This window comes from Streptomyces cyslabdanicus (assembly GCF_052663305.1).
Map to the genome: position 1 here is coordinate 194,089 of NZ_JBQRUW010000012.1, position 26,360 is coordinate 220,448.

Annotated in this window: 24 protein-coding genes and 4 pseudogenes; 20 read left to right on the top strand and 8 right to left on the bottom strand. The window is 71.2% G+C overall.

Going from position 1 to position 26,360, the window contains the following annotated elements; translation table 11 throughout:
* Positions 1–16 precede the first annotated feature (16 nt).
* Together ACTYVM_RS09370 and ACTYVM_RS09375 are read left to right on the top strand one after the other, a co-directional pair.
* A complete protein-coding gene (locus ACTYVM_RS09370) occupies positions 17–646 on the top strand; it encodes a TetR/AcrR family transcriptional regulator (RefSeq protein WP_445525490.1) in 630 nt (209 codons plus the stop codon).
* Complete coding sequence (locus ACTYVM_RS09375; protein ID WP_445525433.1) at positions 643–873, top strand: NAD(P)-binding domain-containing protein; 231 nt, start codon at positions 643–645, stop codon at positions 871–873. The genes ACTYVM_RS09370 and ACTYVM_RS09375 overlap by 4 nt, the downstream gene beginning before the upstream one ends.
* A gap of 76 nt (positions 874–949) precedes the next feature.
* On the opposite strand, the gene ACTYVM_RS09380 is transcribed toward ACTYVM_RS09375, so the two are convergent.
* Entirely contained in the window at positions 950–1,600 is a 651-nt protein-coding gene (locus tag ACTYVM_RS09380; RefSeq protein WP_445525434.1) for a TetR-like C-terminal domain-containing protein, read from the bottom strand.
* 139 nt (positions 1,601–1,739) lie between these two features.
* Here ACTYVM_RS09380 and ACTYVM_RS09385 point away from each other — a divergent pair, with 139 nt between their 5' ends.
* Both ACTYVM_RS09385 and ACTYVM_RS09390 read left to right on the top strand, forming a co-directional pair.
* Complete coding sequence (locus ACTYVM_RS09385) at positions 1,740–2,771, top strand: medium chain dehydrogenase/reductase family protein (RefSeq protein WP_445525435.1); 1,032 nt, start codon at positions 1,740–1,742, stop codon at positions 2,769–2,771.
* Positions 2,772–2,846: 75 nt separating this feature from the next.
* Positions 2,847–3,143, top strand: coding sequence for a transposase family protein (locus ACTYVM_RS09390; protein ID WP_445525436.1), 297 nt, complete (start codon positions 2,847–2,849; stop codon positions 3,141–3,143).
* 174 nt (positions 3,144–3,317) lie between these two features.
* On the opposite strand, the pseudogene ACTYVM_RS09395 reads toward ACTYVM_RS09390, so the two are convergent.
* Positions 3,318–3,446 (bottom strand): annotated as a pseudogene (locus ACTYVM_RS09395) (VOC family protein); the annotation flags it as partial.
* A 390-nt stretch (positions 3,447–3,836) separates the two neighbouring features.
* Between ACTYVM_RS09395 and ACTYVM_RS09400 the strand changes: the two are divergent.
* Positions 3,837–6,218 (top strand): M14 family metallopeptidase, encoded by a 2,382-nt coding sequence (locus ACTYVM_RS09400; RefSeq protein WP_445525437.1) that lies wholly within the window; start codon positions 3,837–3,839, stop codon positions 6,216–6,218.
* A 329-nt stretch (positions 6,219–6,547) separates the two neighbouring features.
* Positions 6,548–6,898, top strand: coding sequence for a hypothetical protein (locus tag ACTYVM_RS09405; protein ID WP_445525438.1), 351 nt, complete (start codon positions 6,548–6,550; stop codon positions 6,896–6,898).
* Positions 6,899–7,172: 274 nt separating this feature from the next.
* Here the strand turns inward: ACTYVM_RS09405 and ACTYVM_RS09410 are convergent.
* A pseudogene (locus tag ACTYVM_RS09410) lies at positions 7,173–7,430 on the bottom strand (VOC family protein); the annotation flags it as partial.
* Between ACTYVM_RS09410 and ACTYVM_RS09415 the strand changes: the two are divergent.
* The 5 genes and pseudogenes from ACTYVM_RS09415 to ACTYVM_RS09435 all read left to right on the top strand — a co-directional run bounded on the left by ACTYVM_RS09415 (position 7,344) and on the right by ACTYVM_RS09435 (position 10,462).
* The gene (locus tag ACTYVM_RS09415; RefSeq protein WP_445525439.1) at positions 7,344–7,919 is read left to right on the top strand and encodes a DUF6192 family protein; all 576 of its coding nucleotides are present in this window, start codon (positions 7,344–7,346) and stop codon (positions 7,917–7,919) included. The pseudogene ACTYVM_RS09410 and the gene ACTYVM_RS09415 sit on opposite strands and share 87 nt — an antisense overlap.
* A 128-nt stretch (positions 7,920–8,047) precedes the next feature.
* Positions 8,048–8,350 (top strand): annotated as a pseudogene (locus ACTYVM_RS09420) (transposase); the annotation flags it as partial.
* A 101-nt stretch (positions 8,351–8,451) separates the two neighbouring features.
* Positions 8,452–8,829: a VOC family protein gene (locus tag ACTYVM_RS09425; RefSeq protein ID WP_392263679.1), complete on the top strand. Its 378-nt coding sequence runs from the start codon at positions 8,452–8,454 to the stop codon at positions 8,827–8,829.
* A 472-nt stretch (positions 8,830–9,301) separates the two neighbouring features.
* Positions 9,302–9,721, top strand: coding sequence for an aspartate 1-decarboxylase (gene panD / locus ACTYVM_RS09430; RefSeq protein ID WP_445525440.1), 420 nt, complete (start codon positions 9,302–9,304; stop codon positions 9,719–9,721).
* Between the two features lie 96 nt (positions 9,722–9,817).
* Positions 9,818–10,462: an aspartate/glutamate racemase family protein gene (locus ACTYVM_RS09435; RefSeq protein WP_445525441.1), complete on the top strand. Its 645-nt coding sequence runs from the start codon at positions 9,818–9,820 to the stop codon at positions 10,460–10,462.
* Between the two features lie 954 nt (positions 10,463–11,416).
* On the opposite strand, the pseudogene ACTYVM_RS09440 reads toward ACTYVM_RS09435, so the two are convergent.
* Both ACTYVM_RS09440 and gnd read right to left on the bottom strand, forming a co-directional pair.
* A pseudogene (locus tag ACTYVM_RS09440) lies at positions 11,417–11,668 on the bottom strand (ATP-binding protein); the annotation flags it as partial.
* Between the two features lie 145 nt (positions 11,669–11,813).
* Positions 11,814–13,253, bottom strand: coding sequence for an NADP-dependent phosphogluconate dehydrogenase (gnd, locus tag ACTYVM_RS09445; protein ID WP_445525442.1), 1,440 nt, complete (start codon positions 13,251–13,253; stop codon positions 11,814–11,816).
* A gap of 393 nt (positions 13,254–13,646) precedes the next feature.
* On the opposite strand from gnd, the gene ACTYVM_RS09450 reads away from it, so the two are divergent.
* Positions 13,647–14,816: a transglycosylase family protein gene (locus ACTYVM_RS09450; protein ID WP_445525443.1), complete on the top strand. Its 1,170-nt coding sequence runs from the start codon at positions 13,647–13,649 to the stop codon at positions 14,814–14,816.
* A gap of 19 nt (positions 14,817–14,835) precedes the next feature.
* On the opposite strand, the gene ACTYVM_RS09455 is transcribed toward ACTYVM_RS09450, so the two are convergent.
* Complete coding sequence (locus ACTYVM_RS09455) at positions 14,836–16,044, bottom strand: DMT family transporter (RefSeq protein WP_445525444.1); 1,209 nt, start codon at positions 16,042–16,044, stop codon at positions 14,836–14,838.
* Positions 16,045–16,268: 224 nt separating this feature from the next.
* On the opposite strand from ACTYVM_RS09455, the gene ACTYVM_RS09460 reads away from it, so the two are divergent.
* The 5 genes from ACTYVM_RS09460 to ACTYVM_RS09480 all read left to right on the top strand — a co-directional run bounded on the left by ACTYVM_RS09460 (position 16,269) and on the right by ACTYVM_RS09480 (position 22,887).
* The gene (locus tag ACTYVM_RS09460) at positions 16,269–17,042 is read left to right on the top strand and encodes a (2Fe-2S)-binding protein (protein WP_445525445.1); all 774 of its coding nucleotides are present in this window, start codon (positions 16,269–16,271) and stop codon (positions 17,040–17,042) included.
* 34 nt (positions 17,043–17,076) lie between these two features.
* The gene (gene glgA / locus ACTYVM_RS09465) at positions 17,077–18,228 is read left to right on the top strand and encodes a glycogen synthase (RefSeq protein ID WP_445525446.1); all 1,152 of its coding nucleotides are present in this window, start codon (positions 17,077–17,079) and stop codon (positions 18,226–18,228) included.
* A gap of 57 nt (positions 18,229–18,285) precedes the next feature.
* The gene (glgC, locus tag ACTYVM_RS09470; RefSeq protein ID WP_445525447.1) at positions 18,286–19,506 is read left to right on the top strand and encodes a glucose-1-phosphate adenylyltransferase; all 1,221 of its coding nucleotides are present in this window, start codon (positions 18,286–18,288) and stop codon (positions 19,504–19,506) included.
* A 440-nt stretch (positions 19,507–19,946) separates the two neighbouring features.
* On the top strand, positions 19,947–21,308 hold the full coding sequence (locus ACTYVM_RS09475; RefSeq protein WP_445525491.1) for a wax ester/triacylglycerol synthase family O-acyltransferase: 1,362 nt from the start codon (positions 19,947–19,949) through the stop codon (positions 21,306–21,308).
* Positions 21,309–21,411: 103 nt separating this feature from the next.
* Positions 21,412–22,887 carry an SDR family NAD(P)-dependent oxidoreductase gene (locus tag ACTYVM_RS09480; protein ID WP_445525448.1) on the top strand — a complete coding sequence of 492 codons (1,476 nt, stop codon included), beginning with the start codon at positions 21,412–21,414 and terminating at the stop codon, positions 22,885–22,887.
* Positions 22,888–22,957: 70 nt separating this feature from the next.
* Here ACTYVM_RS09480 and ACTYVM_RS09485 read toward each other — a convergent pair whose 3' ends face one another.
* The gene (locus tag ACTYVM_RS09485; protein ID WP_445525449.1) at positions 22,958–23,377 is read right to left on the bottom strand and encodes a hypothetical protein; all 420 of its coding nucleotides are present in this window, start codon (positions 23,375–23,377) and stop codon (positions 22,958–22,960) included.
* A 442-nt stretch (positions 23,378–23,819) separates the two neighbouring features.
* Between ACTYVM_RS09485 and ACTYVM_RS09490 the strand changes: the two genes are divergently transcribed.
* Positions 23,820–23,993: a hypothetical protein gene (locus tag ACTYVM_RS09490; RefSeq protein ID WP_400028174.1), complete on the top strand. Its 174-nt coding sequence runs from the start codon at positions 23,820–23,822 to the stop codon at positions 23,991–23,993.
* Between the two features lie 55 nt (positions 23,994–24,048).
* A complete protein-coding gene (locus ACTYVM_RS09495; protein WP_445525450.1) occupies positions 24,049–24,531 on the top strand; it encodes a GNAT family N-acetyltransferase in 483 nt (160 codons plus the stop codon).
* Here ACTYVM_RS09495 and ACTYVM_RS09500 read toward each other — a convergent pair.
* The gene (locus ACTYVM_RS09500) at positions 24,512–25,873 is read right to left on the bottom strand and encodes an amidase (protein ID WP_445525451.1); all 1,362 of its coding nucleotides are present in this window, start codon (positions 25,871–25,873) and stop codon (positions 24,512–24,514) included. The genes ACTYVM_RS09495 and ACTYVM_RS09500 overlap by 20 nt on opposite strands.
* Positions 25,874–26,084: 211 nt before the next feature.
* Here ACTYVM_RS09500 and ACTYVM_RS09505 point away from each other — a divergent pair, with 211 nt between their 5' ends.
* Positions 26,085–26,336 carry an NfeD C-terminal domain-containing protein gene (locus ACTYVM_RS09505; RefSeq protein WP_400028180.1) on the top strand — a complete coding sequence of 84 codons (252 nt, stop codon included), beginning with the start codon at positions 26,085–26,087 and terminating at the stop codon, positions 26,334–26,336.
* The last annotated feature ends 24 nt before the right edge of the window (positions 26,337–26,360 follow it).

Here is a 26,360-nt window from a genome sequence, read left to right on the forward strand (position 1 = left end):
CGGTACCGTGGCCCGCATGGCCAGGCCCAGGAAGTTCGACGAGGAAATCGTGCTCGCCTCCGTCCGAGACGCCTTCTGGCGCGACGGATACGCGGCGACATCGGTGCAGGCCCTGTCAGAGGCGACCGGGCTCGGCCCGCAGAGCCTCTACGGGGCGTTCGGCAGCAAGCACGATCTGTTCCTGCGCATCCTCGACGACTACTGCGCCTGTCAGTCCGCCGGCCTCGAAGCCGCGGTGACCGCCGATCCCAGCCCCTGGCAGGGAGTGATGGCGGCCGTCACCTTCGAAGACGGCGGCCGCCTCGACCTGCCGCCGCAAGGCTGCCTGATGGCGAACAGCACCGCCGCCCTGAGCAGTCAGGACGACGAGGTCCGCACCCGTGCCCGCCGACTGCACTCCGAGACCCTGGCCCTGTTCGCGCGACAGATCAGAAAGGCGCAGGAAAGCGGCGAGATCGACACCGACGCCGACCCCGAGGAGACGGCCCGAGCCTTGATCGCCGTCATGCAGGGCGTCGAGTTCCTCCACAAGGCGGGAATCGGTGAGGAGGAACTCAGCCGCGCGAAGAACGCCGTGGTGCAGATGATCGAGCGATCCGTGACCCGCGCGACCGGCTCGGGTGCGGCAAAGGAGACACACGCATGACGACCGTGGGCATCCTCGGAGCCGGAGAGGTCGGCAGCCAGATCGCACGCGCCGCGATCGGAAGCGGCTGCGACGTCGTCATCGCCAACCCGCGGGGACCCAAGACGCTGGCGGACCTCATCGCCCAGCTCGGTCCTTCGGCCCGCGCCGCAACCGCCGCCGACGCCGCAGCAGCAGGTGACTGTCGAGTCGAAGGCACGCCGATGTGCAGTGAACAACGCCCCTGACCTGCAGAAAGCTGGCGGGGAGCCGTGGCGGCGTTCTCGGTCATGTCCACGACATCCCGTCCTCCATCAACCCACGTCAACAACCCCCGATGGCTTCCGTTTCGGAGGCGTAGAGCTGGGCGGGGTCGAATCCCATGCCGGTGAAGTGGCCCGCGAGTTCGAGCGAGAGCACGCCGTGGAGACGGGTCCAGAAGGCGAGGGCCCGGCAAAGCGCCGACGGCGAGGCCGGGTGCTCTCCGGCCCAGGACCGGTGCTCGGCGAGGTGCGCCTCGAGCGCGGACGGCGGGGTGGCTGGCGGTTGCTCGGCGGCGCAGGCGTCGAGGAGGCGGGCCATGATCTCGGAGGCGATGCGCGTGGTGTCGTCAGGCGCCTGGTACCCGGGCACGGGGGTGCCGTAGATCAGCAAGTACCGCTGGGGGTCGTCCAGAGCCCACCGGCGTAGAGCCTGCGCAAGGTCGCCGAGGCCGGCGCCGGTCTCGGCGCGAGCGCGGAAGGTGTCGGCCAGGCTGCGGTAGGCGTCCTTGACGAGTTCGCTGATCAGCTCGTTGCGATTGGCGAAGTACCGGTAGAGGGCCGGGCCGCTCATGCCCATCTGCTTGGCGATGGCGTTGAGGGACAGGGCGGATGCCCCGGCGGCGGCGATCTGGGCCCATGCGTGCTGCTTGATCTCCTCGCGTACCTGGGTGCGGTACCGCTCCCTCGGAGTCCTCGCATCCGCCTCGATCACAACTCGCCTCCCACTCTCCCGAAGCCGCACCATCACCTGCTCAGTTAGAGGCTATCACCAACGCTCTTGACTCTCACTCTCGATGGGAGTTATAACTTCTAACGAACGCAAATACATCTGCCAGCCAGAGGAGTCGATCATGGATAGCGCCCACCTCGTTCAGGTCGTTCTGCCGGGCATCGTGGAACCGGAGGGCCTGCAGATCCGCCAGGCAGCCGTACCGGACGCCGGCCCGGGACAGATCGTGATCGCCATGGAGGCGACCGGGGTTTCGTTCGCCGAGCAGCAGATGCGCCGCGGGCGGTACTACGACCAGCCGCCGTTCCCGTTCGTGCCGGGCTACGACCTGGTGGGCCGGGTGCTGGCGACCGGTCCGGGCGTCGACCCGAACCTGGCCGGCCGACGGGTGGCCGCGCTGGTCAAGGTCGGCGCGTGGGCCAGCCATGTGGTGGTCGACGCCGAGGACGCGGTCCTGGTCCCCGACGGCGTCTCGGCCACTGAGGCCGAGACCGTCGTGGTCAACGGCATCACGGCCTGGCAGATGCTGCACCGCAGGGCCAGGGTGCGCGCGGGGCAGACCGTCCTGGTGCACGGCGCCGGCGGCGGCGTCGGCTCCGTCCTGGTCCAACTCGCCCGCGCGGCAGGCGTCAAGGTGATCGGCACGGCGTCGCCCCGGCACCATGAGGCCCTGCGGGAGCTGGACGTCATCCCGGTCGACTACCGTGACGGCGATGTGCCCTCCCGGGTCCGCGAGTTGGCGCCCGCCGGGGTGGACGCGGTCTTCGACCACGTCGGCGGACGGAGCGTCATCGACTCCTGGCACCTGCTTGCCCCCGGCGGCACCCTGGTCGCCTACGGCAGCGCCTCTACCCGCGACGACACCGGCTCCAAGCAGTGGCCGGTCATGAAGATCCTCGCCCGCACCTGGCTCTGGAACACCCTGCCCAACGGGCGCCACGCCCACTTCTACAACATCTGGGCGGGCCGGGCACTGAACAAGAATCGCTTCCGCGCCTGCCTGCGCGCCGACCTCGCCGAGGTTTTCGCCGCCGTCCGCCGCGGCGACGTCACCGCCCGCATCGCCGCCCAGCTCCCGCTCGCCAAGGCCGCCGAGGCCCTGCGCCTGGCGGAGTCGGGCACCGTCAGCGGCAAGGTTGTTCTGACCCCTTGACGCGCACCGTCCCAGGCCCGCTACGCCGACGAGACAGTCACGGGCGGCGATGGAGCCGGTGACCCAGGTACAAAGATGCCTGCGGTCCTGAGTGATCATTTCTGTTCTCTACGCAGAACGATCAAGCAGGAGCCACGGGCTTGCTCAACGATACGACGTTGCTCCTCGACCTCGACGGGGTGTCCGTCGTTCGGGTCGAGTGACTGGCCGACGGCAGACGCCCGGGTCCACCTGATCACGTCCGACGAGACCGCCCGGGCCTGCCCGGCCTGCGGGGCCTTCGCCACCCGAGTCAAGGGCTCCACGACCACCCAGCCCCGCGACCTGCCCTACGGCGAGAAGGGGATGGAGTTCCGCTGGCACGATGTCTGAGCCGGGCGCGACAAGGTACGGGTCACTCGACCGAAGCGTCGTAGTGGATCGCGTCCTCGGGGACCCATGGGAAGGAGACCCACGGATATCTTGCGGGCATGTGACCGCTCGGATCGAATGCGAGCACCGCCTCGATGAAGGGCTTGGGCGGCCCGTATCCGTGGTCGATGACGTCCAGGAGCCGATCTCGACCTTGCCCCTGCTCCGGTCGATCACCTCGAAGTCCAGGACCTCGCACCAAAAGGCCGCGAGCCTCTCCGGATCGTGGCAGTCAACGGCCAACTCGGTGAACCTGCTTGTCATGACTCCCCCAGATAGTGCGGACGGGGCTCAGAGTATGCCGCCCGCCCGACAGATCCGAGATCTTCCCGACCAGGACCACGACTTGACGCAGCATCAGATTCGCGAGAAGCCCTGGTATCGAGATCTCCTCGGCAACGCGACCGTTGCGGTGCGTGATCATGCGTCGGACGGCGAGGCGGCCTGAATAGCCCCGTTGCGAAGTGTCCAATTTGGGGTCGCGGAGATCTTGACGGCGCTTTACCTTTCCCAACAGACTTCCCACAACTTGGGTGCCTCGCCCGACTGACACCCCCGTCTCGGGAGGGTGCGCCAGATGGAGGAAACTCGTTGAGGAGTCCCCACAGAGCGCGGCATTACGCGCTCTTGCTCGCAATTCCCTTGGTGGTCATCATGAGTGCCCTTCCGGCGCTCGGCGACCCCACGAGCCAACCGGTCACACCCGACCGCGATTCCAGCACCGCCCAGAACGGTGTCGCACTGATGCGCATCGTCGTCCCCGATAAGTCGGGTGTGGACAAGCTTGACGCCATGGGTGTCGATTTGGCCGAATACAGTAAGCCGGTCGACAACGGCATCGAAGTGCACGCCGTCCTCAGCCCTGATGAGACCGAGAACCTGCGTGACCAGGGCTTCGACGTCCAGAACCCCATTTCGGACCAGGGCGATTACAACGCGAACATGCGCGCCCGTTCGCAGGCGGTCGCGATCGAGGCCGCCGACGCGGCCGAGGCCGACACGCTCACGCCCCTGCGCGCCGAGTGGTTCACCAGCCTCAACGACCAGCGGTTCCTGTCGGTCGAGGTGAAGTCCAGCGCGACGGACGCCCAGACCGTCCTCACCGCCTCTTGGGACAGTGGCAAGGGCACCGAGCCCGGCTCCGGCGGGACGGCGACGATGTCCCGCTTCACCGACGCCGGCGAGTACATGTACCACCGGTTCAGCGCGCCGCTGGCGATCACCGAGGCCCCTGCCACGGTCACCGTCACCAGCAGCCGCGGCGGCACGATCACCGTGCCGGTGACCAAGTGGCTGGGTGACCCGGTCAAGGCGCCGAGCCCGAACTACGTGTCGGACTTCGTCGACCACTACATGGACCCGACCGAGGTCACCGACCGGGTCGTCGGTCTAGCCAAGGAGTTCCCGAACATCTCGGAGATCATCAATCTCCCGTACAAGACGAACGGCTACCGCCGCCAGGCGCAGGCGCAGTTCGGCACGGGTTCGGGGACCGCGCTGGCGAGCACGTTCTACGTGACCTCCAAGGCGTACGGCAGTGAGGGCGGCAACGACCTCAGCATCACGCTGAAGGACCCGCGAGCGAACAACGCTCCGCTGTCGGTCGCGGTCAACGGCAAGGAATTCGTGGTCAACCTGGCCACGGACTCCTCCGGCGCGATCACCAGCACCGCGGGCCAGGTCGTGAACGCCATCAACGCCAACGCGGCGGTGTCGACGCTGGTGACCGCCAGCCTCTACCGGACCAGCAATGGCACCGGTGTGGTGGTCGCAGCCCCGGCGACCCCGCTGACCGACGGCCTCAAGGCGCCGGCGAGCGTCTCGCGTGAGCCGTTCCAGATGAAGGCGATCCGGATCGGCAAGCACCGGGACGGCTCGAAGACCGGCGTGTTCCTCTACTGCCAGGAGCACGCACGCGAATGGGTGACCCCGATCACCTGCGTCGAGACCGCCGAGCGGTTGCTGCGCAACTACGCGCAGGATGCGAACACCAAGAAGTTGGTGGACGACCTCGACATCTTCATCATCCCGACGATGAACCCCGACGGCGCCCACTACTCAATGTACGACTACAACATGCAGCGCAAGAACATGGTCAACTACTGCGCTGCGAACAACGCGGACCCGGCAAGCCGCAACTCCTGGGGCGTCGACCTCAACCGCAACTTCTCCGTCGGCAGTGGCTTCGACGGCTACACCGGCGGCAGCACCAGCTGCACCGGCGAGACCTACTCAGGTCCGTCGGAGCTGTCGGAGCCGGAAGCGCGCAACGAGGTGTGGCTCGCGAACAACTTCAAGAACATCAAGTTCGCGATGAACACCCACTCCTACGGCGGCTACTTCATGTGGCCCCCGGGAGCGTACAAGTCCGCCGGCCGTGAGGTGCTGCCGCGGACGGACATGGGCACGGAGAACTACTTCTGGAACGCCTCCACCCACATCCTGTCCGCCGTCCAGGACTGGCGCGGCACCGGCATCCAGCCGGGACGCACCGGCCCCGTGGTCGACGTGCTGTACTCGGCGGCCGGCAACAGCGCCGACGAGTTCTGGTACAACAACGGCATCATCGGCTGGGACTTCGAAGTCGGCACGGACCTCTACGACCCGGCCACCAAGAAGTACAACGCGGTCGGCTTCCAGCCCCCGTTCAGCGAGGGCCACGAGGAGGCCATGGAGTTCTCCAACGGCCAGATCGGCATCCTCGATGTCGCCCGCGCCTACGACAAGGACCACCAGCAGCCCACGTCGAAGCTCGCGGTGACCGACGCGTCCGCCACCTCGACGACGTTCACCTTCACCGTGGACGAGCCGGCGAACATCTACTACACGCTCGACGGCAGCCGCCCGACGATGAACTCGCCGAAGCTCGCCGCCGCGGGCATGCGCGAGGGCGCCGAGAAGATCACGGTCCACAAGAACACCGTCGTCCAGTGGTTCTCCATGGACCTCGCGGGCAACTACGAGCGGAACTACAAGCCCGACGGCAACGGCAAGAACTACAACAAGCAGAACGTAACGGTCGGCCGCACGAACTAACCCTCCGCTGACCCTCGGCCAACCAGCCCCGGCCCGTGCCACCCAGGCACGCGCCGGGGCTGTCTGCTGAGGTGCGACCGCGATGCCGGTCGGGAACGTGCCGGATGCGGCCCGTCGGCCCACTTCACCAGGGGACGCCAGAACACCTCGGGGTCGACGACTACCTCGGCGACGCGCGATCCGATGACCTGGTCGAGGTTGCCCGCGCCCTACGCACCTGCGCGGGGCGCGCACTCCGAAGGCCGACGAAGTCCGAGCCGCTATGCGAAGGGTCGTCGCTAGTGCCGCGACCGGAGCGTCCGCAGCCTTCACGGCGGTACGGTCTCGCCATGCCTACGCCGACCCGAGCCGAGGAAGCCCTTGCGGCCGTGCTGGCCGGCGTTCCACGCCCGAGCGAAGAGAACGGCGATCTACGGATCCTGGACTCATGGACTGTGGGCGAAGACACGATCTGCGTGGCCTATCAAGGCTGGTGGGAAGACGGCACGATCGGTCTGCGCCCCCGGATCGATGACGACTTGCCAGTGAGCTGGGTCGTCGGCCAGATCCTCGACGCCGAGTTGGGCGAGCCTCCTGGCGGCATGATCGAAGGCGCAGAGCCAGACAGCAGGGGCATTGTCTGGTGGCATGGCGAGCCGCCTGAGTGGTGGAAGAACGCGCTCCTCAATCCCGCCCGCTGACCGTTGCGAAGTAACCGGATGTCTGCCGCGATGTGCTCGGGCGGCATAGCGTCCGCTTCTGCCGCGACCTGAGCGGATCTGCGGGAGTTCAGAGGTTCAGCCGAGATCGCACCTCAAGGCTCGATACCCTTCGCCATGCCCCGTGACATGACCGACGCTGAGGGCGGCGCGCACCGCTCTCAGCCGCTGTCAACGGCGGCGGTGTGCGCAGTGAGGTCTTCTCGGCAACGTGATGGTTGCAGTGTGTGACGGGGTGGGGGTGCCCGCTCGCGGCCTAGTTCTGCGGTGCCAGGGTGCGCAGGACGCAGAACTCGTTGCCCTCGGGGTCTGCCATGACCAACCAGTTTCGGTCTGAGCCCTGGCCCAGATCTGTCCTGGTGGCGCCGAGGCCGAGCAATCTGGTCACCTCGTCCTTGGTACTGCCGTCGATCGGGCTGACGTCGAGGTGAAGCCGGTTCTTCACGTTCTTGCCCTCGGGCACCGGGATGAACAGCAGAGTGGGCGACATCTGGCGGGCCCGAACATCTTCGACGGGACGGCGTCTCTGCTCAGCCGCCCGGAGACGGCCACGAGCATGCCGGCCGCGGAGCGGGTCAAGGTCGTCAAGGAGCTCACCCGCGATGACGAGGTGGCCACCTCGGTCACCTCCGAGCTGCTGCAACGTCCTCGCGTCGCCCGGCAGGCGATGCGCAACGACGACACCCGCTTTACCGTCAACGGGGCCCAGTTCGACAACTCCGAACAGGTCCGTGAACGGATCCGTGAGCATGTCCCCGCGGTCCGCAAGATCGAGCACACGATGGAGTACCTCGACCTGGTCGGCTCCGCGCACCAATACGTCGCCACCCTGGGCAGGCTTGTTCCCCGCCTGCGTGACCAGGATTTCAGCGACGACGAACGCGAGACGATCCGCCGCTCGATCGCGAAGGTCCGCGGGGCCGCCGACTGGCTCGAGGCCGCGCTCGAGACCGGCACGTTCACCCTGGACGAGCAGCTCGCCCAGCTCCTCAAAGGCGACTGACCCATGGCCCGCCGCAGCCGCGGCGCAGGTCAGGCCCGGCCCCTTTCCGAGCACTACGGCGACCTGGTCCGCGTCGCGCTCATGGAAGCCAGACCCGCAGGACTGCAGACCAAGCGGCTGGTGGAAAGGTCTGGGCCGACTCTGCCTACGCCGGCCAGCTCGTCAACTGGTCCGAAGACTTCCTCAACAGGACCCTCAAAACGGTCTCCCGACCCCGCGGCGCGAAAGGCTTCGTCGTCCTGCCCCGCCGCTGGAAAGTCGAACGAACCTTCGGCTGGATCATGAAGGCCCGGCGCAACGTCCGCGACTACGAACGTCTTCCACAACATTCCGAAGCTCACCTGACCTGGGCACTCATCACCTTGATGACCCGGAGGATCACCCGCGGCGGTCCTCGCAAGGACTGGTCGAAGAAGGACTCGCCGGCATAAGAGCTCGCAGAGGATGCTTGGGCCTGAAGAGAGGCAGCACCACCTCGGGTGCTGCCGAAAAATGGATCGTCAGGACGTACCAAGCCTCCTACCGTTCCGCCATGCAGATCGTTGTGACGCTGGACTGTGTCGACACCGAAGCGCAAGCGAACTTCTGGCTCGCCGCGCTCGCCCCGCTGGACTACCGGCGCGGCTTCCACGGACCCCCCTACCTGAGCCTGGTCGGGCCCGCTCCTGCACCAACCCTTCTCCTGCAGCACGTCCCAGAACCCAAGCAGGGCAAGAACCGCATGCACCTTGACCTCGACTTTGGCACCGCAGACCTGGTATCCGAGGTCAATCGCCTCGAACGGCTCGGCGCTGCGAAGCTCTCTGAAGAACTCAGCGAACACGGCTTTCGCTGGATCGTCGTTGCCGACCCGGAAGGCAACGAGTTCTGCGTATTCAACCCCCCGAACAACATCAACGTTGCGGAGTAATTACCAGATCGGGCTGAGGTTCCACCATGGCCTGTTCATGCATCGATTACCGACCCTTGGAGAGCCGTCTGACCACTAAAGATCAGAAGAATCGCCGGTTTGGCCAACCGGCGTTTAGCGGCTATGTTGCGCGCCGCCGGACCCGACGAGAGATCTTGTTCGATGTGACAGTCGGGTAGCCGAGCCCCGCTGTGGCGATCATCGCGAAGGTCTTCGAAGGGCCGCTGCATACGCTGATCTCTGCCGTTGGTGGCTGATCTCTGCCGTTGGTGAGAGGTAGCCCGGGGAGCGAGGCTGGCCCCGAGCACCCTTCCCGGCGCCTGATGCACCGTCAGCAAAATCAGCATTGGGTCAGCATGAGTCCTGAAAAACCTGGGGAAAGATGCCCGAACATGCGACTGGCTGTAAGGTGTCGAAACAGCCCTTGACCTGCAAAAACGCAGGCAGGGAGCCTACTTGCAGGAGTGCACCGATGTTGCGTACTGTGTTCAAGTCCAAGATCCACCGCGCCACCGTCACCCAGGCCGACCTGCACTACGTGGGATCGGTGACCATCGACGCGGACCTGCTCGACGCCGCCGACCTGCTGCCCGGTGAGCTCGTCCACATCGTCGACGTCACCAATGGCGCCCGCCTGGAGACGTACGTCATCGAGGGGGAGCGCGGGTCCGGGGTCGTCGGGATCAACGGGGCCGCCGCGCATCTCGTGCACCCCGGAGACCTGGTGATCATCATCAGCTATGCCCAGGTCACCGACGCCGAGGCGCGGGCCTTGCGGCCGCGGGTCGTCCATGTCGACGCGGACAACCGTATGGTGGCGCTCGGCGCCGACGCCTCCGAGCCGGTGCCGGGTTCCGACCAGGAGCGCAGCCCGCAGGCCGTATCGAGCTGATCGACCAGGAGCGTGACCGTGAGCGACGTTCGATACTTCGTCCTCGAACGCCCCGGGCGATCGCTCGCGGCGCGTCCGGAACGGATCTGAGCGGCGATGCTCGCCCTGCTGCACACCTCGCCGGTGCACGTCCCCGTCTTCGACGCGTTGCGCGACGAGACCCACCCCGGCCTCCGGCTACGGCACTTCGTCGACGAGGAGTTGTTGGGCCGGGCCCGCCGGGAGGGTCCGGCGGCGGTGGCGGACGCGGTGGGGGCGGTGCTGGGCCGGGCGGTCGCCGAGGGTGCCCGGGCGGTCCTGTGCACCTGCTCGACCCTCGGGGGCGTCGCGGAGGCCGGGGCGGCGGGGATCGCCGTGCCGGTGCTGCGGGTGGACCGGCCCATGGCGGTCGCCGCGGTCGCCGCCGGGCCGCGGGTGGTCCTCCTCGCGGCGGTGGCGAGCACCCTCGCGCCGACCACCGCGCTCATCGAGGAGGAGGCCCGGCGTGCCGGGCGTGCCGTCACCGTCCGGCCCGTGCTCGTCGACTCCGCATGGTCCCGCTTCGAGGCTGGTGACACCGGGGGATACGCGCGCGAGGTGGCCGCCGCGGCCGACCGGGTCACCCACGCCGACGCGATCGTCCTCGCCCAGGCCTCCATGGCCCCCGCCCAGCGCCTCACGACGACGCCGGTCCCCGTCCTCTCCAGCCCACGACCGGGCTTCGAGGCAGCGGCACGCGCGGCCCTGCACCGCCCCGCCTGACCGCCCCACCCGGCTGCTGGCCGCTCCCGGCACGTGCCGCGACCCGCGGGCGTCGCCGAGGGAGCCGCACGCGGCCGACAGGCCCGGCGAACGGCACGCCCTGCCCAAGGTCCTGACCGGCGGGTCGCCCCGCAGGCGAGGGGGACGGCCCCGGACGAGGGGGCGACGGGGCGGCCGGCCTCCAGCGGGACACGCCGCGTGTCCCGTGAGTCCGCCCGGCTGCTCGCCGTGCCTCCGTCGGGTGACTGGTGGCGCGGGGGTCGGGTAGGTGGGGGAGTAGTCCAGAGCCGATGTCGACCGACTGGCCGGAGGACGCCATGACCGAGCCGTACCCGGACCCCACCTCGCCCTCGCCCATGCCGGGTCCGGACCCTCAGCATCCGCAGCCGCGACCGCACCCCGTGCCCCCACCGGAGCCGCCTCCGGCCCCGGAGCCCCCTCCGGTGCCGGGTCCGCCGCCCGGCCCGCCGCCGGGCCCCGGTCCGACCCCGCCACCACCGCCGGGCCCGCCGCCCGGCCCGCCGCCAGGTCCCGGCCCGATCCCGCCCGCGCCTCCGGGCCCGATCCCCGGCCCTCCGCCGGGTCCTCCGCCCCCGGAACCTTCACCGTCCCCGATCCCGCCGGGCCCGGAGCCGGTACCGAACCCGGAGCCGGGACCACCCCTGACTTGACGCCTGACCCGCCGCCGAGCCCTGACTTGACGCTCGGTCCGCTGCCGGGGCCTGCTCCGAAGGCCAGGTCGGGAGGTCTGCGCCTCTGCGAGTGCGCCGGCCAGGGAGTCGAGGAGCTCTTTGGAGGTGGTCTTCTCGCCGTCGTACTCGAAGGTCGTGGCGGCAGCGAGCGCCGCCCACCAGACGGTGCTGCGGCCGCAGTGGTCAAGCAGGATCTTCCGTGCGACCTCGGGTTCGTGGCGGGAGAGGATCTCGTTGGCTGAGATCTTGCTGTCTTGCTTGGTCACGCGGGCGGTGGGAAGGCTTGTTCGGCCCAGATGGTCTTGCCGATGCGCGATTGCCTGCTGCCCCAGTTGCGGGTGAGCCGGGCGACCAGGAGCAGACCGCGGCCGCCTTCGTCGAAGACCCGTGACCGACGCAAGTGCGGCGCGGTGTTGCTGTTGTCGGAGACCTCGCAGATCAGCGTGCGGTCACGGATGAGTCGCAGGCTCATGGGCGGCGAGCCGCAGCGCAGGGCGTTCGTGACGAGTTCGCTGTTCGTATGCCTCCAGCGCGCAGGCGTCCGCACCCCTTGGCTCGCCCGCGAACGAAGGAAGACGGTGGGCGGCCGACTGGCCGCCCACCGTCTTCTGCCCGCTACGCGGCCACCCCCGGTCGAGGCGGCCGGCGGAGCCGTACCCCTATGCCGTCACCTCCGAGCGGTCGCCGCCCCACAGCGTGTGGAAGGAACCGTCCCGGTCCACCCGCCGGTACGTGTGCGCCCCGAAGAAGTCCCGCTGCGCCTGGGTGAGCGCGGCGGGCAGCCGCTCGGCGCGCAGGGCGTCGTAGTACGCGAGGGCGGCGGAGAAGCCGGGGGCGGGCACGCCCTGCCGGGTCGCGGCGACCAGGACCTCGCGCCAGTCGTCCTGGGCCGCCGCGATCTCCTGGGCGAAGGTGTCGTCGGACAGCAGGCTCGGCAGGTCCGGGCGGGCGTCGTACGCGGCGCGGATCCGGTCCAGGAAGGCCGCGCGGATGATGCAGCCCCCGCGCCAGATGGCGGAGACGGCGCCGAGGTCGATGTCCCAGCCGTACTCCGCGCTGCCCGCGGCGATCTCGTGGAAGCCCTGGGTGTAGGACACGATCTTCGAGGCGTACAGCGCCTGCTCCACCCGGTCGGCGAAGGCGGCCGCCTCCGACTCGCTCAGCGGGGACGCCTTCGGGCCCGCCAGTCCGCGCGAGGCCTTCCGCAGGTCCGCGTGGCCCGACAGGGACCGGGCGAAGACCGCCTCCGCGATGCCCGAGACCGGCACGCCCAGGTCGAGGGCGATCTGGACCGTCCAGCGGCCGGTGCCCTTCTGCTCGGCCTGGTCCACCACCACGTCCACGAACGGCTTGCCGGTCGCCGCGTCCACGTGGGACAGGACCTCCGCCGTGATCTCGATCAGGTACGAGTCGAGCCGGCCCGTGTTCCAGGTGCGGAAGATCTCCGCGATCTGCGCGGGGGAGTACCCGGCCACGTCCCGCAGCAACTGGTACGCCTCGCCGATCAGCTGCATGTCGGCGTACTCGATGCCGTTGTGCACCATCTTCACGAAGTGCCCGGCGCCGTCGGGTCCGACGTGCGTGACGCACGGCGCGCCGTCCTTCGCCTTCGCGGAGATCTTCTCCAGCATCGGGCCCAGCGAGGCGTACGACTCCTTTGACCCGCCCGGCATGATGCTCGGCCCGTGCAGCGCGCCCTCCTCGCCGCCGGAGATCCCGGCGCCGACGAAGTGGATGCCCTGCTCGCGCAGTTCCCGCTCCCGGCGCCGGGTGTCCGCGAAGTGCGCGTTGCCGCCGTCGATGATCATGTCGCCGGGCTCGAGCAGCGGGGCGAACTCCTTGATCACCGCGTCGGTCGGCTCGCCGGCCTTCACCATGATCATCAGGCGGCGCGGCCGCTCCAGGGCCGCCACGAACTCCTTCGCGGTCTCGGCCGGGACGAAGTCCCCCTCGTTCCCGAACTCCTCGACCAGGTCGTGCGTCCGGGCCACCGTCCGGTTGTGCAGTGCGACCGCGTAGCCGTTGCGCGCGAAATTGCGGGCGAGGTTGCGGCCCATGACCGCGAGTCCCGTGACGCCGATCTGGGCTGTAGTGCTCATACCGCCTGCTCCTCGAAATTCCGGTGAATCGCCAGGTGAATCGTCAGGTGGAACGCTGGGGCCCCGCCGCCGTCGGCCGGTCCGCCGAAGGGCCCTCCGTCGGCTGGTCCCGTCGCCGGCCCGCCGTCCGTCGCGCCGCCGTGCCCGCCAGTATCGCCGCTCATGCCCTTTCGACCATCCTGACGTGCCGGTACGGCGCGCGCACATCCGGAATCCGGCACCCCTCCATACGTGCGCCGGGTGCCCGACGGCTCAGCGCTTGGCCCGCCGATCCAGCCAACCAGCGGCCGTAACCCGCCACTTGGGGTGACGAACCGGCCGATAGCCGTCTTGTCACGGCCTGTTCGCGGCGGTTACTTTCGCCCCTCCTGACGCATGTCGAGGAGGCTTGAGATGGCCGTACGCGGCCGGCACCGCCGGTACCAGCCGAACAGGATCAACCGCGCCTCGCTCACCGTCACGGCGGGCGGCGCAGGGATGGCCATTCCGCTCGTCGGCGCCGGAGCCGCGCACGCCGCAGACGCCTCCACCTGGAACAAGGTGGCCGCCTGCGAGTCGAGCGGCAACTGGCAGATCAACACCGGCAACGGCTACTACGGTGGGCTCCAGTTCACCCGGTCGACCTGGGCGGCGTACGGCGGGACGCGGTACGCGCCCCGCGCCGACCTGGCCAGCCGGGACCAGCAGATCGCCGTCGCGGAGAAGGTGCTCGACGGGCAGGGCCCCGGCGCCTGGCCGGTGTGCTCGACACGGGCCGGTCTCACCCGGGGCGGCGGCACCCCCGACGTCCACCCGGACACCGCCGCACAGCGCACCGCGCGCGGTGCCAAGGGCGCCGCCCGCGAGGTCGACGTACGGCCGCAGACCGCGCCGCAGGCCCGGGCCGGCAGCGCCGAGATGTACACGGTGGTCCGCGGCGACTCCCTCTCCGGCATCGCCGAGGAGCGTCATGTCTCAGGTGGCTGGCGGCAGTTGTACGCCGCCAACCGCACGACCGTGGGCGCCGACCCGAACCTGATCCTGCCGGGCCAGCGGCTCGCGGTGCCCAGGTCGCGCACGGTCGCCGAGCCGCACCGCAAGACATCGACCGCCTCGCGCCCGGCCCGCGAGGACAAGCCCGCCTCCGGCACGGCCAAGTCCCCGTCCCGCTCCGCCCAGCACACCCTCGTCGCCCCCGTCAGCGGCGGCATCGGGACCCCCTACCACGCGAACGGTGCCCTCTGGTCGAAGGGCTACCACACCGGCGTCGACTTCGAGGTCCCCACCGGGACCTCCGTGAAGGCGGCCGCGGCCGGCCAGGTGGTCAGCGCGGGCTGGGGCGGCGCCTACGGCTACCAGGTCGTGATCCGGCACGCGGACGGCCACTACACGCAGTACGGCCATCTGTCGGCGATATCCGTGCGGGTCGGGCAGACGGTCTCCGCCGGGCGCGGCATCGGCCGCTCCGGGGCCACGGGCAACGTCACCGGACCGCATCTGCACTTCGAGGTCCGTACGGGACCCGGCTTCGGCACCGACGTCGACCCGCTCGCCTATCTGAGAGCCGGCGGCGTCAGGATCTGACGGCGCGGAGCCGGCGGTGTCAGGAGGCGACGCGGGACCCCTGCCGGTCGGGCGCGGGCAGCGGGACGCAGGCGTTCGGGTAGATCTGCCGGCCCTGGCACGAGGCACCGTGGAACGGACCGAGCACCAGCAGCGGTTCGCCCGGCACGGGGTGCCGCTCCCACGCCGCCGCCGGGACCGGCACGAGGGGCGCGTCGGCCGGCACGACGACGGCGTCCGCCGGCATGGCCCGCCCGGCGGCCCCGCCAGCCCCAGTGGACGGCGTCTCCTCGGCGGACGCCGCCACTTCGGCCCGCGGCCCCCCTTCTTCGGCGGACGGCGCAACTTCGGTCCGCAGCCCCTCTTCGGCCCGCGGCCCCTCTTCGGCGGGCACCGGCCCCGCCACCACGACCGGAGCCGTACGGTCGATGCGCTCGGTCATCAGCAGGATCAGCCCGCCCGAGGCCACCACACCGCAGCCGAGGGCGAGCACGGTGCCCGCCGTGCCGTAGCGGAAGGTCTCGCCGAACAGCGTGATCCCGACCGCGGCCGCCAGCACCGGGTTCACCACCGTCAGCGTCGCCAGCGGCGCCGCCAGACCGCCGCCCCGGTACGACGCCTGCGACAGCAGGATCCCGGCCGTGGCCAGGACGCCTATCACGGCCAGGGACGGCAGTTCCGCCGCCTCGATCCCGTCGGTGAAGTCGACCGCGACGGTCTTGGTGAACACCGACGACATGCCGAAGGCCGCGCCGGAGCCGGTGGCGAGCAGCACGCTGCGCACCGCCGGATGCCGGTGGGCCGCCCGGCCCGCGACCGTCAGGGCCGCGAGCACACCGGCGGTCACCACGGCCAGGCCCGCGCGCTGCGCGCTGCTCAGTGACTGCGCCTGGGATTCGCCCACCAGGGACAGCAGACCCGCGAGCCCCACCGTCGCCATGATCGCGCCGCGCCAGGCGGCGGCGCCGGCCCGCCGGCCGACGAACAGCGCCGCCATCGGCAGCGCGAACACGATGGTCAGGGCGCCCAGCGGCTGAACCAGGCTGAGCGGGCCGTAGGCCAGGGCCACCACGTGCAGCAGCCCGCCGAGACCGTTCAGCGCCAGCGCCGCCCACCAGGCGGGCCGGCGCAGCGGCGCGTACTGCTCGCCGGGGGAGGACACCGCGACCCGCTCCTGGACTATCGCACCGCCGGCGTAGGCCACGGCGGACACGAAGGACAGCAGCACGGACAGCGCGAGGGCGCTCATGAGCTGCTCCTCCGCGTGGGGCCGGGGCGGCGGCCCCGGCGCGACGAACGGTCGGCTTCCATGGTTGACCAGCCTGCCGTGCCGATCGGCTCCCGTCGTCGTCCCTGAGCAGTCAATAGGTCCTACTGCCGATGGAGTACGCCCCGCCCGCCGTCCTCCCCCGGGTGGGCGACACGGGACGGGGGAGCCCCCGCGGGAGCCTCTTGCGCATCCCTTCGAGGGCCTTGGTAGTACTGCTTCCCGTGAACCTCGCCCCCGACCTCGCCGCACTGAACGACCTCGGCGGCTTCTTCGTCCTGCGCACGGGCACCCCGCCGCGCCGGCCGCTGCCCACCCTCGCCCAGGCCTACGCGGACCCCGCCGCGGATGCCGTGACGCATCCCCTGATGGCCAGGGTCCGCCGGGTCGCCGACGGCATCGGCGCCCCCGAGGCGAGGGTCGCCGCGTCGGTCGCGCACCAGGGGCTCGCCGCCCGGCTGTGGTCGGCCGCGCTCGGCTGCGCCGTGCTCTACGGGCGGCTCCCCGACCTGGACGCCCGCCTGATCCGCTGGGACCCCGCCGGCAGCGCCCCGGACGACCTCTGGCTCACCGAGGTGCGTGCCCGCCCGGCGGACCCGGGGACGGTCGCGGACATCGTCCTGAACGGGCACCTCGAACCTCTGGCGGCCGCCCTGATCGCCCGCTACCGGCTCGCGCCGGGGCTGCTGCGGGGCAACGCGGCCTCCGCGCTGGCGGCCGCGGCACGCCTGCTGGAGAACCGGGCGCGCGACAGCGGCCGTACCGCGACCGGCGACCGCGTCCGGGAGCTGACCGCGCGACTCCTCGCCCATCCCCTCCTCGACGGAGCGGGCACGCTCACCGGAACCGGCGCAGGCACCGGCTTCCGGCGGCGCAGCTGCTGCCTGTACTACCGCGTCCCCGGCGGCGGACTCTGCGGGGACTGCTGCCTCACCCGGGTGCCGGGCTCTTCCCCGCGGGCCGCATCCGAGTCACCATGAAGGCAACCGGCCGCTTCGGACCAGGGGGTTGCGGGTGCGCGTGGGACTGCTGACCCGGGAGTACCCGCCGGACGTGTACGGCGGTGCGGGCGTCCACGTCGAGTTCCTCGCGCGGGAGCTCGGGCCGCTGGTGGACCTGGAGGTGCACTGCTGGGGCGAGGGCCGCGCCGACGGTGTCGTACGCCACCGCCCCTGGCCCGCGCTGGACGGCGCCAACGACGCGCTGCGCACCTTCTCCGTGGACCTCGCCATGGCCGCCGCGCTGCGGGGCCGCGAACTCGTCCACTCCCACACCTGGTACGCCAACCTCGCCGGGCACCTCGGCAAACTGCTGTACGGCGTGCCGCATGTGATGACGGCGCACTCCCTGGAGCCCCTGCGCCCCTGGAAGGCCGAACAGCTCGGCGGCGGCTACGCCCTGTCGGGCTGGGCCGAGCGCACCGCGATCGAGTCCGCCGACGCGGTCGTCGCGGTCTCCGGCGCGATGCGCGAGGACATCCTCGGCTGCTACCCGACGCTCGACCCGGCCAGGGTGCACGTCATCCACAACGGCATCGACACCGGTCTGTACCGTCCGGACCCCGGCACGGACGCCCTCGACCGGGTCGGGCTCGACCCGGACCGCCCGTACGTGCTGTTCGTCGGCCGCATCACCCGGCAGAAGGGCGTGCCCCAGCTGCTGCGGGCGGTCCGGGGCATCGACCCGGCCGCGCAGGTGGTGCTGTGCGCGGGGGCGCCGGACACACCGGAGATCGACCGGGAGTTCCGGGACCTGTACCAGGAGCTGAGCCGGACCCGCGACGGCGTGCACTGGATTGCGCGGATGCTGCCGCGCCCGGACGTGATCCAGCTGCTCACCCATGCCGCCGTCTTCGTCTGCCCCTCGGTCTACGAGCCGCTGGGCATCGTCAACCTGGAGGCGATGGCGTGCGGCACCCCCGTCGTGGCCTCCCGGGTCGGCGGGATCCCCGAGGTGGTCGAGGACGGCCGGACGGGGGTACTCGTGCGCGTGGACGACGATTTCGAGGCCGGGCTCGCCCGCGCCCTCGACTCGGTGCTCGCGGACCGCGGCGGCGCCCGCCGCATGGGTGAGGCCGGACGACGGCGCGCGGTGGAGGAGTTCGGCTGGGACGCGGTCGCCCGGCGCACCGTGCGGCTCTACGAGGAGATCCTCGGACAGGGTTAGGGCTCAGTTCCTCCTGCCCAGGGGCAGGAGGCAGGCAACCGGGTGAGGGGAGCGGCCATGCGTCGTGGTGGACCTTCGGTCCTCGGGATCGTCCTCGCGGGCGGGGAGGGCAAACGGCTGATGCCCCTGACCGCGGACCGCGCCAAACCCGCGGTCACCTTCGGCGGCACCTACCGGCTCGTCGACTTCGTCCTGTCCAACCTCGTCAACGGCGACATCCTGCGCATCTGCGTGCTGACCCAGTACAAGTCGCACTCCCTCGACCGGCACATCACCACCACCTGGCGGATGTCCAGCCTGCTCGGCAACTACATCACCCCGGTGCCCGCGCAGCAGCGGCTCGGACCCCGCTGGTACCTGGGCAGTGCCGACGCGATCCTTCAGTCGCTCAACCTGATCCACGACGAACAGCCCGACTACGTCGCGGTGTTCGGCGCCGACCACGTCTACCGCATGGACCCGCGGCAGATGCTCAAGGAGCACATCGAGGGCGGCGCGGGCGTGACGGTCGCGAGCATCCGGGTGCCGCGCTCCGAGTCGTCGTCGTTCGGTGTGGTCACGCCCGGTTCGGACGGGCAGGCCGTGCAGCGCTTCCTGGAGAAGCCCGCCGAGCCTCCGGGGCTGCCCGACGACCCGGAGCACGTCTTCGCCTCCATGGGCAACTACGTCTTCACCACCAAGGTGCTGGTCGAGGCGCTCCAGCGGGACGCGGAGGACGACCGGTCGGTGCACGACATGGGCGGCTCGATCCTGCCTCGGCTCACCGACCGCGGCGAGGCGCGGCTGTACGACTTCGGCGCCCACCACGTGCCCGGCGAGACCAGCCGCGACCAGGGCTACTGGCGGGACGTGGGCACGCTCGACGCGTACTACGACGCCCACATGGACCTGATCGCCGAGCGCCCCGCGTTCAACCTCTACAACCGCGACTGGCCGATCTACACCCATTCGGGCCAGCTCTCGCCGGCCCGGTTCAACGCGGGAGGGATCGCGGGCGAGTCGATCATCAGCGCCGGCTGCCTGATCCGCGGGCAGGTCACCCGCTCCGTGCTGTCGCCGGGTGTCCGGGTCGACCCGGGCGCGGTCGTCCAGGGCTCGGTGCTGCACGACAACGTCCGGGTGGGCCGGGGCGCCATCGTGCGCGGCGCGGTCCTGGACAAGAACGTCGAGGTGCCCCCCGGCGCGACGATCGGCGTCAATCCCGAACGGGACGCCGAGCTGTACACCGTCTCCCCGGGCGGAGTGATCGCCCTCGGGAAGGGACAGCACGTCCCGTAGCCCCCGGCAACGCGTTCCGCAACCCTCGACACCGCGTCGTCCCGTAGCCCGCCGGGCGCCGATGGGACCGACCCGAACGCTCGGGCCGGTGCGTCCGGCCGGTGCGTCGGGGGGCGTGCGCGAGGCGCCGAGCCGCGACGCGTCGCGCGCGACACCCGCGGGTTGCCGGGCTGACCGGCCTCCAGACCGGATCATGCAGGCAGTGACGTCTTACCCGGAGGTCTTCCCGCATGAGATGGACCCGCCGCCGCACCGGCCGCCGAGCCACGCGACAACCGGCTCGGGGGCGAAGTGACCCCAAAGGGCCCAAGTGTCCCACCCCTTTCTCCCGGGGTCGGACTTAATCTGTTGTTAACTGAGAGTAGCTTGATCGTACTTGACTGTAATCAGTCGAGGGCGGTTGACTGCGCACACACCCACCGCCGATGCGAGGCAAGCCATTGACTCCCGACCTGCTCGCTCCCCTCGACCTGGCGTTCTGGAACATCGAGTCCGCCGACCACCCCATGCACCTCGGCGCCCTCGGGGTCTTCTCCGCGCACTCGCCGACCGCCGGAGCGCACGCGGCCGACCTGCTCGCCGCCCGCGCGGCCGCCGTGCCCGGCCTGCGCATGCGCATCCGGGACGTGTGGCGGCCGCTCGACCTGCGCCGGCCCCTCGCCCAGGGGCTGCGCCCGCCGCTCGGCTTCGGCGGCGCGGCCCGCGAACCCGATCCCGGCTTCGACCCGCTCCACCACGTCCGGCTGCACGCCCCGGCCAGGGACTTCCACGCGGCCGCGGGCCGGCTCATGCAGCGCCCGCTGCAACGCAACCGCCCGCCGTGGGAGGCGCACGTGCTGCCGGGCGAGGACGGCGTGTCCTTCGCCGTGCTGTTCAAGTTCCACCACGCCCTCGCCGACGGCCTGCGCGCCCTGACCCTCGCCGCGGCCGTCCTGGACCCCATGGACCTGCCCACCGTGCGGCCCCGTCCGGCCACGCCCGCACGCGGTCCGCTGCCCGACGTCCGCAAGCTGCCCGAGGCGCTGCGCGGCGCGCTGTCCAACGTGGGCCGCGCCCTGGACATCGGCGCCTCGGTCGCCCGCACGTCCCTCGCCACGCGTTCCACCCCGGCGCTCACCGCCGAGCCCACCGGGACCCGGCGCACGGCCGGGGCGGTCGTCGACATCGACGACGTGCACCTGGTCCGCAAGGCCGTCGGCGGCACCGTCAACGACGTACTGATCGCGGTCGTCGCCGGCGCGCTGCGGCGCTGGCTCGACGAGCGGGGCGAGGGCACCGAGGGGATCGCGCCCCGCGCCCTGATCCCGGTCTCCAGGCGCCGCCCGCGCAGCGCCCACCCGCAGGGCAACCGGCTCTCCGGCTACCTGATGGAACTCCCCGTCGGCGACCCGGACCCGCTGCGCCGGCTCGGCGCCGTCCGCACGGCCATGGACCGCAACAAGGACGCCGGCCCCAACCGGGGCGCGGGCGCCGTCGCGCTGCTCGCCGACCACGTGCCCGCCCTCGGCCACCGGCTCGGCGGACCGCTGGTCGCCCAGGCCGCCCGGCTGTGGTTCGACATCCTGGTCACCAGCGTGCCGCTGCCCGGCATCGGCCTGAAACTCGGCGGCCACCCGCTCACCGAGGTCTACCCCTTCGCGCCGCTGGCCCGCGGCCAGTCCCTGGCCGTCGCCATCTCCACCTACCGCGGCCAGGTCCACTACGGGCTCGTCGCCGACGCGAAGGCCGTGCCCGACCTGAGCCGGCTCGCCCGCGCCGTGACCGAGGAGGTGGAGACCCTGATCACGGTCTGCGGCCCCTGATCACCGCCGTTTGGCCTACGGACCCGGCGCTGCCGTAAAATCCCCGGTTCGAAAGCAGGCGCGAGTCGGAGCGCCGCACGGGTGATCAGGGAACGGCAGCGCGATGACGGTGACAGACGACGGCTCGACGGCCACGGACGAAGTGGTGTACGGGCCCGGTATCGACCCCGAACGCCTCGCCGTGTGCCTCGATGTGCTCAGGGAGCTCGACGAGATCGAGGTGGACCACCCGGACGCCGTCGCCGTGCGCCGGGCCACCTCGCACATCTACCGCACGGTCAAGCAGCGCCGCCGCCAGGAGCGCCGGGCCGCCAAGACCGCGAACGACAAGGCGGTCACGGAGGCCACGGCCACCGGCTCCGCGCAGCGCATCGACGACGAGACCGAGGGCATCCTGCCCTCCTCCGCGACCGGGGCGGGGCAGATCGCGGGCATACTCCAGCGCCCGCGCTCCTGCTACGTCTGCAAGACCCGCTACGTCGAGGTCGACTACTTCTACCACCAGCTCTGCCCGCGGTGCGCCGACGAGAACCGCGCCCGCAGGAACGCCCGCGCCGACCTCACGGGCAAGCGCGCCCTGCTCACCGGAGGCCGCGCCAAGATCGGCATGTACATCGCGCTGAGGCTGCTGCGCGACGGCGCGCACACGACGATCACGACCCGTTTCCCCAGCGACGCCATCCGCCGCTTCAAGGCCCAGCCCGACAGCGCCGACTGGATCCACCGGCTGAAGATCGTCGGTATCGACCTGCGTGACCCGGCCCAGGTGGTGGCCCTGGCCGACTCGGTCGCGGCCGAGGGACCGCTGGACATCCTGATCAACAACGCCGCCCAGACCGTACGGCGCTCCCCGCAGGCCTACAGCGAGCTGGTCGCCGCCGAGTCGGGGCCGCTGCCGGCCGGTGAGCTGCCCGCGGCCGAGGTGATCGGCACGTTCGGCTCGGGAGCGGTCGCGGAGCTGCCGGTGGCGGGCGGCGGCGCGCTCACCGCCCAGGACGTCACCGACCTGGCCCTGGTCTCCGGCTCGGCGTCCCTGGAGCGGATCGCGGCCGGCACGGCCATCGACGCCGGCGGTCTGGTGCCCGACCTGCACGACACCAACAGCTGGGTCCAGGCGGTGGAGGACGTCACGCCGGTGGAGCTGCTCGAGGTCCAGCTCTGCAACTCGACGGCGCCCTTCATCCTGATCAGTCGGCTGCGTCCGGCGATGGCGGCCGCCGCGGCCCGCCGCACCTACATCGTCAACGTCTCCGCCATGGAGGGCGTGTTCAACCGCGGCTACAAGGGCGCGGGCCACCCGCACACCAACATGGCCAAGGCCGCCCTGAACATGCTCACGCGCACCAGCGCCGAGGAGATGTTCGAGAAGGACCGCATCCTGATGACGGCCGTCGACACCGGGTGGATCACCGACGAGCGTCCGCACCCCGACAAGGTCCGTCTCGCCGAGGCCGGCTTCCATGCCCCGCTCGATCTGGTGGACGGCGCCGCCCGCGTCTACGACCCGATCGTCCGCGGCGAGGCGGGCGAGGACCTGTACGGGGTCTTCCTCAAGGACTACGCGCCGGGCAAGTGGTGAACCGCTGACCCGGACCGTCCTCTCCGGCGGCCGGGGCTCGGTTGACGCCGTGTCATTCGTGCCCGTTGTGTCAATCCACGGTCCGCAGCTGGAAGTTGCCCGCCGCGACCAGCTCCAGGACCGTGCGCCAGTCCTCCAGGACGCCCGCGTCGAAACCGGTGGTGCGGGCCTCCTCGGCCGCCTGGCGCAGCGACAGCGCGTCCTCCTCGGACAGGCGGCCGTCGGCGGGCGCGGCGTGCCTCCGTACGAGGCGGGAGACGCGCTCGCCGAGCAGCGCGCGCACCGCGCCCGCCGCCCGGTCGGCCGCACCGGCCCCGCTGCCCGGCCGCAGGAGGCGGCCGATGCCGTGCACGAGGCCCGCCACCTGGAGTTCCTTGTCGGCCGGATGGCGCCGGCGCAGCAGGGCGGCGGTGCGCAGCGCGTGGGTGCGGGTGTCGGGCGGGCAGGCGTACAGCAGGTCCATCAGCTCCTCGGCGCTGCGCAGCTCCATGCGTCGGTCCTCCCGCGAGAAAGCCGTCGTGGTGGGTCAGCAGAACATGGCGAGCTTGCGGCGCGGCCAACGGAACCTGAACTGTCCCACGAGTGCGCCGGGTAGCCCTCAGGGGTGAATCCGGCTCGGCACATGATGCGACAAATCGGCCTGTAAGTGGTCCAATCAACACGCGTGACGTCAGATAGTTACCTGCTTTTTGCAGCCCCATCGAGCGGGGGGCCGCTCATTTGGTTAATCTGGGGTGGACGGACAGCGACTACGGGTTCCATCCACACCCATGGTCCGTCCCGGGGCAAGCCGGTGCACCACGGCCTGCTCGCACCTCAGTTGCCGACGCCACCGCGTCCGAGATGCCATGACCAGACCCGAGCGGGCTTCGGGCGGCGCGGTGCCGACCGGCCGCATGCCCCGAGGGTGACCGACACATAAGGAGTGCGCGGTGACACCGGAGAAGACGAATCGCGAGCAGCGACCCGACGAACGCACGGAGCGCGCGGGCCGACGGCCCGCAGACCTGGGCAGCCTCGACGTGTGGGCCCGCTCGGCCCCGATCCGCCTGGCGGGGTACGAGGACGACCTGGCCGAGCCGCACATCCTGCCCAGCGTGGACTGACCCGGCCAGAACCCGTCGCGATCGCCGACCGCATGGGCGTGCCAGACTCACGCCCATGCAGATCAGAGAAGCCACGGCCGAGGACTGGCCGCGGATCTGGCCCTTCTGGCACCGGATCGTCGCCGCCGCCGAGACCTACGCCTGGGACCCGGACACCGCCGAGCAGGAGGCCCGCGCCCTGTGGATGGGCCCCGCCAAACGCGTGTACGTCGCCGAGGACGACACCGGGGCGGTCCTCGGCTCCGCCTACATCACCCCCAACTACGGTGGTCCCGCCGCCCGCGTCGCCAACGCGGGCTTCATGGTCGACCCCGACCAGTCCGGCCGCGGCGTCGGCCGCGCCCTGGCCGAGCACGTCCTCGAGGCCGCGACGGCCGCCGGCTACCGGGCGATGGTGTTCAACGCCGTCGTCGAGACCAACCCAGCCGTCGGGCTGTGGACCTCGCTCGGCTTCCGGATCCTCGGCACCGTGCCGGAGGCCTACGAGCACCCCCGGCACGGCCTGGTCGGCCTGCACATCATGTACCGGGCCCTCTGAGGGGCAGGTCCGCCGTCCGGGGCCACGGGCGCAGCCGCTCGATCAGCTCCGCCAGGTCCAGCAGATCCGCCTCCGAGCCCGGACGTCCCACCAGTTGAACCGCGCACGGGGCGCCCGAGGGCAGCGTGCCGAACGGCACCGCCATCGCGGGCCAACCGGTCAGGTTCCACGGCGGGGTCATCGGCGAGTAGCCGGTGTCGACCAGCACGTTGCGCAGCCAGCCCCGCTCGTGCCAGGGCCCGGCCTGCGGGGAGCGGCGGGCCAGCGCGGGCGTGAGCAGCACGTCGTACTCGGCGAAGAGCGGCTCCAACCGCCGCCGCAGCGCCTCCCGGCGCGTGTCCGCGCGCACCCCCTTCAGGAACCGCCGTCCCACGGCGGCGTGCACCCGGGTGCGCCGGGCCAGCCGCCGCGGGTCCAGGCCCGCCGCGTCCACGGCCGTGCCCGCCGTCCAGTGCCGCAGAGCCGTCACGCCCAGCGACATCGGATACGGCGGCTCGGCCCGGCGGACCCGGTGGCCGGCCCCCGCCAGCAGCCGTGCCGCGTCCCTGGTGGCGGCGGCGTAGGGCCTGCTCACGTTCACCCCGGCGAGCGGGCTGCGCACGGAGACGGCGATCGCGCGCGGGGCCGCCTCCCGACGGCGTACGGGCTCGGTGCCGGCCAGTACGGAGAGCATCAGCCGCGCGTCCTCGACGGTCGTGGCGAGCGGCCCGTTCTCGGCCATGCCGAACCAGTCGCCCTCACCGATCCCGGCGGGCACCACCCCGTGCCCCGGCTTGACCGTGACCAGGCCGCAGTTGGCGGCCGGGATGCGCAGCGAGCCCATGCCGTCGTTGCCGAGGGCGATCGGGACCATGCCGGCGGCGACCGCCGCCGCGCTGCCGCCCGAGGAACCGCCCGCGTTCCGGGTGGTGGCCCAGGGGTTGCGGGTGATGCCGTGGACGCCCTCCGTGGTGCCGAAGACGCACAGCTCGGGCACGTTCGTCAGCCCGACGACCACCGCGCCCGCCGCCCGCAGCCGGGCCACCGTGACATGGTCGTCCGCGGCCAGGGTGTCCGGGGTCGCGGCCGACCCCGCGCGGCCGGACTCGCCCCGCACCGCCAGGTTGTCCTTGACGGCCACCGGTACTCCCGCCAGCGGCAGTCCGGCCAGGGCGCCGCGGGCCGCCACCTCGTCGGCCTCCGCCAGCGCCGCCTCGGCGCGGACGGTGCGGAAGGCGCCGACGCGGCCGTCGAGCCGCTCGATCCGGGCGAGGTGCTCGGCCACCACCTCGCGGGGCGTGGCCCGTCCCTCGCTGACGGCGGCGGCGATCTCGGCGGCACTGCGGCCGGCCCAGTTGGTCACGGGCGCTCCTCGGACAGGGGACGGGCGGTTCTGTACTCGCGAGTACGCAGCGAGTACGTAGGGAGCACTGTGCCCGGCGGCCGGTGCCGCGTCGAGAGGGTGACCGTCGCGCAAAGGCCGGTGCAGCGGCGTATGCGGCCGGTTCGAGTGGGTCTAAGGTCGAAGGCAGAGGACGCGTACGAGGGGAAAATACGAGGGGAACCGGTCGGCGATGGCACAGGACGAGGCCGTGATCGGCTGCACGGGGGAGCTTCTCGTCGGAACGCGCGGCACCGCCGGTCCGGGCGAGATCCTGGTACGGGTCAGAGGCGGTTCCGAGACCTTCCTCGCCTGGTCGCAGGAGCCGCTGCCGATCGGTGCGACGGTGCTCGTGGTCGAGTCACGCGGATGCCGTGAGGTCGACGTCATCGCGTGGGGCGACCCCCTGGAGAGATTGCGGGACGATTCTGTCGATCTGGACTGATCCGGTTGGTCTGGCTGATCCGGT

What these genes read in the sequence shown, in the direction of transcription:
- ACTYVM_RS09370 (WP_445525490.1), top strand. Translation starts at nt 17, where the DNA reads ATGGCCAGGCCCAGGAAGTTCGACGAGGAAATCGTGCTCGCCTCCGTC.
- ACTYVM_RS09375 (WP_445525433.1), top strand. Translation starts at nt 643, where the DNA reads ATGACGACCGTGGGCATCCTCGGAGCCGGAGAGGTCGGCAGCCAGATC.
- ACTYVM_RS09385 (WP_445525435.1), top strand. Translation starts at nt 1,740, where the DNA reads ATGGATAGCGCCCACCTCGTTCAGGTCGTTCTGCCGGGCATCGTGGAA.
- ACTYVM_RS09390 (WP_445525436.1), top strand. Translation starts at nt 2,847, where the DNA reads ATGCCTGCGGTCCTGAGTGATCATTTCTGTTCTCTACGCAGAACGATC.
- ACTYVM_RS09400 (WP_445525437.1), top strand. Translation starts at nt 3,837, where the DNA reads ATGAGTGCCCTTCCGGCGCTCGGCGACCCCACGAGCCAACCGGTCACA.
- ACTYVM_RS09405 (WP_445525438.1), top strand. Translation starts at nt 6,548, where the DNA reads ATGCCTACGCCGACCCGAGCCGAGGAAGCCCTTGCGGCCGTGCTGGCC.
- ACTYVM_RS09425 (WP_392263679.1), top strand. Translation starts at nt 8,452, where the DNA reads ATGCAGATCGTTGTGACGCTGGACTGTGTCGACACCGAAGCGCAAGCG.
- panD (WP_445525440.1), top strand. Translation starts at nt 9,302, where the DNA reads ATGTTGCGTACTGTGTTCAAGTCCAAGATCCACCGCGCCACCGTCACC.
- ACTYVM_RS09435 (WP_445525441.1), top strand. Translation starts at nt 9,818, where the DNA reads ATGCTCGCCCTGCTGCACACCTCGCCGGTGCACGTCCCCGTCTTCGAC.
- gnd (WP_445525442.1), bottom strand. Translation starts at nt 13,253, where the DNA reads ATGAGCACTACAGCCCAGATCGGCGTCACGGGACTCGCGGTCATGGGC.
- ACTYVM_RS09450 (WP_445525443.1), top strand. Translation starts at nt 13,647, where the DNA reads ATGGCCGTACGCGGCCGGCACCGCCGGTACCAGCCGAACAGGATCAAC.
- ACTYVM_RS09455 (WP_445525444.1), bottom strand. Translation starts at nt 16,044, where the DNA reads ATGAGCGCCCTCGCGCTGTCCGTGCTGCTGTCCTTCGTGTCCGCCGTG.
- glgC (WP_445525447.1), top strand. Translation starts at nt 18,286, where the DNA reads ATGCGTCGTGGTGGACCTTCGGTCCTCGGGATCGTCCTCGCGGGCGGG.
- ACTYVM_RS09480 (WP_445525448.1), top strand. Translation starts at nt 21,412, where the DNA reads ATGACGGTGACAGACGACGGCTCGACGGCCACGGACGAAGTGGTGTAC.
- ACTYVM_RS09485 (WP_445525449.1), bottom strand. Translation starts at nt 23,377, where the DNA reads ATGGAGCTGCGCAGCGCCGAGGAGCTGATGGACCTGCTGTACGCCTGC.
- ACTYVM_RS09495 (WP_445525450.1), top strand. Translation starts at nt 24,049, where the DNA reads ATGCAGATCAGAGAAGCCACGGCCGAGGACTGGCCGCGGATCTGGCCC.
- ACTYVM_RS09505 (WP_400028180.1), top strand. Translation starts at nt 26,085, where the DNA reads ATGGCACAGGACGAGGCCGTGATCGGCTGCACGGGGGAGCTTCTCGTC.